General features: G+C 71.3%; 3 protein-coding genes. All 3 read right to left on the minus strand.

The window, feature by feature from the left end:
- Positions 1 to 85: 85 nt before the first annotated feature.
- Positions 86 to 763, minus strand: coding sequence for an NAD(P)-dependent oxidoreductase (locus tag I0Q12_RS16170; protein ID WP_197252879.1), 678 nt, complete (start codon positions 761 to 763; stop codon positions 86 to 88).
- Positions 760 to 1,116, minus strand: a complete 357-nt coding sequence (locus tag I0Q12_RS16175; protein WP_197252880.1) for a ferredoxin family protein — start codon at positions 1,114 to 1,116, stop codon at positions 760 to 762. The genes I0Q12_RS16170 and I0Q12_RS16175 overlap by 4 nt, the downstream gene beginning before the upstream one ends.
- The coding region (locus tag I0Q12_RS16180; protein ID WP_197252881.1) for an FAD-binding protein at positions 1,113 to 2,657 on the minus strand (1,545 nt) is incomplete at its 5' end. The genes I0Q12_RS16180 and I0Q12_RS16175, both read right to left, overlap by 4 nt.

Genomic DNA, 2,657 nt, shown 5'->3' on the forward strand with positions numbered 1-2,657 from the left:
GCGTATGACGGCGTTGCCGGCCGGAAACGGTTCGCTTCGGCGCCTTTTCCGGCCGGCATCGATCGACGATGCGACTTGGCGGGAGTCAAGCCGCCGGCAGGACCAGCACCTGACGCTGCCGAACCGTGGGCATGACGATCTCGTCGACCACAGCGGCCGCAAGCGTCTCGTACGACAGCGCCGCACCCAGCGCTTCCGGGCCGACGACCTCGGTCAGCGTGTACGCCGACACCTCGGCCGCGTCGGACGACAGACCCGCCGGTGGGGTGACGATCAGCCAGTTCGGCGCCGGATCCGCCTGCGACAGAACCGTGCGTTCACCCGCGTGGGCGCGGGCGAACGGAAGCAACTCCTGTGGAAAGAGATCGACGACGTCCGACACCGCACGACCGTCCGGCAACCGCAGGTTCGCGAACAACCCCACGGTCACGATCCGCACGTCGGGTGAACGCCGACCGGCGAGGATCGCGCCCAGCACCCGCGCGTAGAACGTCTCGTCGAACCCGTCGAACGACGGCGGCGGGGCCGAGAACGGCGTCACGGCATTGACGACGGCATCCGCGTCGGCGAGTGCGCGTGCCACATCCGCCGCATCGGTGGCATCCCCTTCGACCACGGTGACCCCTCGCTGGGCCAACCACGGGTGCCGCGCCCTCGCCCGCACCAACGCGGTGACCGAATGACCTTCGGTCAGAATCCTTCTCACGACGGCGCTACCCGCGCGCCCTCCGGCACCGAGCACCGCGACGCGGAGCTCGGTCACGCCGACCCGCCCAGAACCGCGGCGGGAAGCCTCGGCGGCAACGGGCCGTGCGGCAGTTTCGGGCCCACCGCCCGCCGAGCGCCGGGGACGCGACCGTTACCCCAACCCAGTTCTGCCCGGTACCGGCCGATGTGTTCGGCGTCGAGGTCCTCCTCGGACACCGGCGTCGCCTGCGGATGCACGTACAGCGCATCGGTCGGGCAGTACGCCTCACACATGAAGCAGGTTTGGCAGTCGCTCTGGCGGGCGATGACCGGGATGCCGGTGGCGGTGCGCTCGAACACGTTGGTGGGGCATGCGTCGACGCACTTGTCGCAGCCGATGCACGCGTCGGCGATCAGCAGTTCGATCATGACGCCACCAGCAGTGAGTTCCGGACCGCCCCGGTTCGCGTCCACACCGTGTCGAGCCCGCCCGTCAGAACGTGGTGATGCTGGGCGGGGTCGAGGTCGGGATGATCGGACCGCTTGCTCATGCCGCGGGTTTCGGTGCGGGCCAGCGCGGAATGGTAGATCCAGCGGCCGACTGCAGTGATCGCCGCCCCCTGCCGTGCCCGGACCCGCTCCTCGCCCGAGGCACCGAGACTCCGCGTCGCATCCGCCCACAGCCCTTCGAGCTGACCCAGCGCTGCTTGCAGCCGGGGGCCGTCGCGCAGCAGGTTCTTCTCGACCGGGAGCAGTTCGTCGCGGGCCGCGGCGAGCACCGTGGCCGTGTCGAGGGTCGGGCGGCCGGTCGGGCGCAGCCCCGCGCGACCGGCCGGGCGCAGCTCGGAGGCGGTCACCCGCGCGACCGTGCGCGCGAATCGGGCCGCGCCGGTTCCCGCCCAGCTGCCCGACGACATCGCCCACGCCGCGTTGTGGCTGCCCCCGCCCGTGAACCCCCCACAGATGCGTTCGCGGGTCGCGGCGTCACCGGCGGCGAACAGGCCGGGCACCGACGTCGCGCACGTGTCGTCGACGATGTCGATGCCGCCGGTGCCGCGGACGGTGCCTTCGGCGAGCATCGTCACCTCGAAGCGCTCGGTGAACGGGTTGATGCCGCGACGGTCGAACTGCAGGAAGAAGTTGGGCTGTCCGGCCCGCATCATCTGCTGTACCTGAGGGTCGGCGCGATCGAGTTGGGCGAACACCGGTTCGGTCAGCAGGGTTCGCGCGATCACCGAGCGGCCCTTCGACGAGCCCGCGCCTTCGAGCACGCGACCGTCGGCGTGGAAGAACGTCGCGTAGCCGTAGTAGGCGGTCTTGGTGACGGTCGAACCGGCCGCCGCGATCCCGTAGGCGTTCGCGAACTCCATCCCGGAGAACGACGCGCCGGCCTCGGCTGCCATGAGAGCACCGTCGCCGGTGTCGACGTTGGTGCCCAGCGCACCGGACAGGAATGCGCAGCCACCGCTCGCGATGACCACGGCCCCGGCGGTGATCCGGTAGTCGCGGTCGGCCTGGCGCCGGTATCCCGCAGCGCCGCGCACCTGCCCGTCGGCGTCGACGAGCAGTTCCAGCGCCGGCGAATGGTCGAGGATCCGCACGCCGGCGCGCTTGATCCAGGCGCGCATCCGTCGCATGTACTCCGGGCCCTGCACGCCGGTGCGAATCTGCAGACCGGTGTCGGGGTCGACGGGGAACGGGTAGCGGCCCTCGTCGGCGAGCAGGTTCATGTTCTCGTACGTCTGGTCGAGCACCCGGTCCATCCAGTGGTGATCGGCCAGGTAGCCGCCGAGCGCTTCGCGGCTCGCCTTGGCCTGCTCCCGCGCGGACCGCTCGGGCGCGACGTACCAGACACCCGTGCCCGACGGTGCGGTCGCGCCGCTGGTCCCGCAGTAGCCCTTGTCGACGAGCACGACGTCGGCCCCGGCGCGGCGGGCACGCAAGGCGGCCCACGTCCCGGCGGGTCCACC

The organism is Rhodococcus sp. CX, from assembly GCF_015865005.1.
In the GTDB taxonomy this organism is placed as follows: Bacteria; Actinomycetota; Actinomycetes; order Mycobacteriales; family Mycobacteriaceae; genus Rhodococcus.

Bases quoted from the DNA above. Each gene is read 5' to 3' on its own strand.
- I0Q12_RS16175 (WP_197252880.1), bottom strand. From the start codon at position 1,116: ATGATCGAACTGCTGATCGCCGACGCGTGCATCGGCTGCGACAAGTGC.